This is a genomic window from Bartonella queenslandensis AUST/NH15 (assembly GCF_000312585.1).
In the GTDB taxonomy this organism is placed as follows: Bacteria; Pseudomonadota; Alphaproteobacteria; order Rhizobiales; family Rhizobiaceae; genus Bartonella; species Bartonella queenslandensis_A.
The window spans coordinates 41,435-46,060 of record NZ_HE998006.1; the positions used below are offsets into that span (position 1 = coordinate 41,435).

General features: G+C 37.0%; 4 protein-coding genes. All 4 read left to right on the forward strand.

Annotated features, from left to right (window positions below):
- The first annotated feature begins 179 nt into the window (after positions 1–179).
- Positions 180–659, forward strand: coding sequence for a cytochrome c maturation protein CcmE (ccmE, locus tag BN338_RS06775; protein WP_039760333.1), 480 nt, complete (start codon positions 180–182; stop codon positions 657–659).
- A gap of 7 nt (positions 660–666) precedes the next feature.
- A complete protein-coding gene (locus tag BN338_RS06780) occupies positions 667–2,646 on the forward strand; it encodes a heme lyase CcmF/NrfE family subunit (RefSeq protein ID WP_039760387.1) in 1,980 nt (659 codons plus the stop codon).
- A 1-nt stretch (position 2,647) separates the two neighbouring features.
- The gene (locus tag BN338_RS06785) at positions 2,648–3,052 is read left to right on the forward strand and encodes a cytochrome c-type biogenesis protein (protein WP_039760335.1); all 405 of its coding nucleotides are present in this window, start codon (positions 2,648–2,650) and stop codon (positions 3,050–3,052) included.
- 232 nt (positions 3,053–3,284) lie between these two features.
- A partial coding sequence (locus tag BN338_RS06790) for a S1C family serine protease (protein WP_039760338.1) occupies positions 3,285–4,626 on the forward strand: 1,342 nt, incomplete at its 3' end.

Below are 4,626 nucleotides of genomic sequence, written 5' to 3' on the forward strand. Positions count from 1 at the left end.
GTGGTGATACGTTAAGTAAAAATTGCTAAAAAAAGTAAGAAAAATATTGGTAAGCTTATTAGCAAAGGTAAAGTATTGGATAAAAAGTTGCACCTCTATAGAAGATGTGCAAAACTCTTTAAAAAATAAACTATAGAAATGGGTGCTTATATAACGTGTTTAAAATTTTTTCGTAGACTATGAACAATTACTCTTTAGAGAATTCTGCTGCGTTGAAGATTATTTTAGAGCAGCGAAAAAAAAAGCGCTTACTGATCATCTTATTATGTTGTTTGGTTATGGCAATTGCAACAAGTCTTATTGTGTATGCAATGCGTCATGCGGTCAGTTTTTTTAGAATGCCCTCTGAAATTACAAGAGAAGATATTTTAACGGGGCGCCCTTTACGTTTAGGCGGCTTTGTTGAAAAGGAGACCGTTCAATATGTGGGAGAGAGTAGTGTTATTTTTTTTGTAACGGATAACACAAAACATGAAAAAGTGATTTTCAATGGTGCTTTACCGGATCTTTTTCGTGAAGGTCAGGGAGTGATTGTAGAAGGGCATTTTGATAAACATGGTTTTTTTATAGGGACGCGTATTCTCGCAAAACATGATGCAACTTATATGCCTAAAGAAACCGCTGATCGCTTGAAAAAACATTACAGTGTGGAGAAATAATTCGATTGTGCTTATCGAACTGGGGCATATTTTTTTAGCTGCAGCACTTGCCGTAAGCTTACTAGAAGCTTTCTTACCTGCTTTAGGTTTTTGGAAGAAAGAGCGTTTGTTAATGCAAACAGCTATTCCTTTAACATATATCACTTTTATATTATTGCTCTTATCTTTTTTAGTGATGATTTACGCTCATGTCATCTCTGATTTTTCTGTTTTGAACGTTGTTGAGAATTCTCATTCAGAAAAACCGATGCTCTATAAAATTACGGGTGTTTGGGGCAACCACGAAGGCTCTATGTTGTTATGGGTTTTATGTCTTGCTTTTTTTAGTGCATTGATGGCTTCCTTTAGCCAATATTTGCTAGAAGATTTTAAGACACTTATTTTAATTTGCCAAAGTTGGATTACAAGCGCTTTTCTTTTATTTATTCTTTTTGTATCCAACCCGTTTTTACGTGTGAATCCACCAGCATTACAGGGAAATGATCTCAATCCTCTTTTACAAGATATCGCATTAGCGATTCATCCACCCCTTCTTTATTTAGGTTATGTTGGTTTTTCACTCTGCTTTTCTTTTGCCATTGCGGCATTGATTATGGGGCATGTTGATAGGATTTGGGCACGTTGGGTTCGTCCTTGGCTTTTACTTTCTTGGTGTTTTTTGACATTGGGGATTACGGTTGGCTCCTATTGGGCTTATTATGAGCTAGGATGGGGGGGGTATTGGTTTTGGGACCCTGTTGAAAATGTTTCGTTTATGCCTTGGCTTTCAGGAACGGCTCTTTTACATTCTACTCTTGTTCTCGAAAAACGAGGAATATTGAAAAGTTGGACTTTGTTTTTAGCACTGCTCACTTTTTCTCTTTCTCTTATGGGAACATTTCTTGTTCGTTCGGGACTTTTAGTTTCTGTTCATAGTTTTGCTGTTGATCCAGCACGGGGGCAAGCAATTCTTGCAATTTTATTTTTCTTCACGGGAGCGGCTTTTCTTCTTTTTGCTTTGCGCATCCCTCTTTTAAGAACAGAAAGCTTTTTTCAACCAATTTCGCGTGAAGGGTTTATTGTTTTAAATAACTTATTACTAACAACAATAACAGCAACAGTATTGATTGGTACGCTCTATCCTTATTTTATTGAGATGTTAACAGGGCAAAAAATTTCTGTAGGGGCTGCTTTTTTTAATCTTACCTGTGGACCATTCATGCTTTTGCTTTTGCTGTTTGTTCCATTTGGATCAATGATGGCATGGAAACACGGTGATTTTCTTGCAGTTTTTGAACGGTTGTGGTTTGTTTTTGTCTTGGTTGGTATCGTCTGCTTTATACTATTTTATGCAACATCTTTACATGATATCCTTGCAATTTTTGGCATTGGTCTTTCAGCGTTTGTTTTTTTAGGAAGTTTAGCGGATCTATGGGGAAAGAGTGGATATGGCAAGAAAGCTTTTTCAGTACGCATGAAGAGGTTTCTTGGATTGCCGTGGTCTGTTTTTGGTGCAGCAATGGCACATATGGGACTAAGTGTTACATTATTTGGCATTGTCTTTGTAGCAAGTTTTGGTCAAGAACGTATTTTAATCATGAACATAGGAGATAGGGTGACGATAGCAGATAAAATGCTTCATTTTGATACCGTACATAATCGTTTTGGTTCGAATTATTCGGCAATGGAGTTTTGTTTTAAAATATATGAAAATAAAAACATTGTGGGTCATGTAACAGCCTCAAAGAGATTTTATGCAAGTCAAAATACATCGACGACGGAAGTTGGTCTTCAAAATCATGGCTTATCACAGCTTTATATTGTGCCGGGACATCTCGATAATCGGGGGCTTGTTGTGCATATATGGTGGAAGCCTTATATAATATGCATTTGGTTGGGGGCATTCATGATGGCTATGGGAGGATGTCTTTCTCTTTTAGGGTATTGGTTTCGCATTGGCATGTACAAGAGGATGTTGCTTGCTTTAAATTTTTGGAGGAGACATTGAGATGAAAAAAAATCTTTGTATTTTATTGTTTTTCATTGCAATGTTTCCTGTTCGATTAGCGATAGCAGTAGAGCCGGATGAGATTTTAAAGGATATAGTTCTTGAAAGGCGAGCACGCGATATTTCATCGCATTTACGATGTCCTGTTTGCCAAAATCAATCAATTGATGATTCAGATGCTTCTCTGGCGCGTGATTTACGGCTTTTAATTCGAGAAAAACTAAAAATGGGTTATAGCAATCAGCAAGTGATTGACTTTCTTGTTGAACGATATGGTGAATTCATTCTCCTAAAACCACCATTAAATAAAACAACATGGTTTTTATGGTTTTCACCTTTGATTATTATCATCATGGGTGCAAGTATCATATTTTTCCAGTTAAAACGGTATAAGCGCGAGAAATAATAATTTATGTGGATGAAAAAGAACAGTTAAAGATGCCATTGCATTAAAAAGATGTTACATAAAAGAAAAATTCAGATCATTTGCAATAAACATTGAGCCTTATTGTCATTATATTGGGGAATACTGAAATCTTACAAAATTTTAACAATTTAGACAGAAAACGGTAAGGTCTGGTATTTTATAAGTGATCAGATTGGGATAGAAAGTATGATTGAATAGGAGCATAGAATAAATGTTAAAAAAAACTTTCTTTAAAACATTTGTTGCAGTAAGTTTTTCCGCCGTATTAGAGAGTGCACTGTTTTTTAGTGGATGCACATCAAGCTTATGGACGACAAAGGCTCATGCAAGTTCTGTATTTACTTCATTAGTGCAACAACAGGGATTTGCAGATATCGTTGCTCAAGTGAAATCAGCAGTTGTTGCAGTGCAAGTAAAGAGCAATAAAAAGAAAGAAGATTGGTTCTTTAGCAACTTTTTCAGTGGTCCAGGGATTGATCAATTACCCGATCAACATCCTTTGAAAAGGCTTTTTAAAGAGTTTTATGATTTTGATAAGCCTAAAAATAAATTTCCCAATCATTCACAAAGACTTCGTTCTGTCGCTTTTGGATCGGGTTTTTTTGTTTCGTCTGATGGTTATATTGTGACCAATGATCATGTAATTTCTGACGGGACAAGTTATACTGTTGTTCTTGATGATGGTACAGAATTGAATGCAAAGCTCATTGGAAAAGACCCAAAAACCGACCTTGCCGTATTAAAAGTGAATGATAAAAGAAAATTTTCCTATGTTGATTTTGGTGATGATTCAAAGCTTCGTGTTGGAGATTGGGTTGTTGCCATAGGAAGTCCATTTGGTCTTGGTGGGACTGTGACAGTAGGTATTGTTTCGGCACGTGGACGTGATATCGGCACGGGTGTTTATGATGATTTTATTCAGATTGATGCCGCTGTTAATAGAGGAAATTCTGGTGGTCCAACATTTGATCTTAATGGAAAGGTTGTTGGGGTTAATACAGCAATTTTTTCTCCTTCTGGCGGCAACGTAGGGATTGCTTTTGCTATTCCGGCAGCGACTGTGAAACAGGTTGTACAACAACTTATTGAAAAAGGCTCAGTTCAGCGGGGTTGGTTAGGCGTTCAGATTCAACCGGTCACAAAGGAGATTTCTGATTCAATAGGTTTAAAAGAAGCCAAGGGTGCTCTGGTTACTGATCCGTTAAAAGGACCAGCAGAAAAGGCTGGTATCAAGGCTGGTGATGTCATCATTTCGGTGAATAATGAAAAGATTACTGATGCGCGTGATTTGGCGAAACGTATTGCAAATATTAAACCAGGAGAAACGGTAGCCATAGGGATTTGGAGATCAGGTAAGGAGGAGAATATAAAGGTCAAGCTTGCTTCAATGTCTGAAGATGAAAATAAGAAAGAGGGTTCAAAATCTTCAAATGAGAGCGGTAATTTAGAGGAAACATTGGAAGATTATGGTTTGATTGTTATTCCTTCTGATGATGGTGTAGGCGTGGTCGTAACGGATGTCGATACAGATTCAGATGCTGCAGATAAAGGGA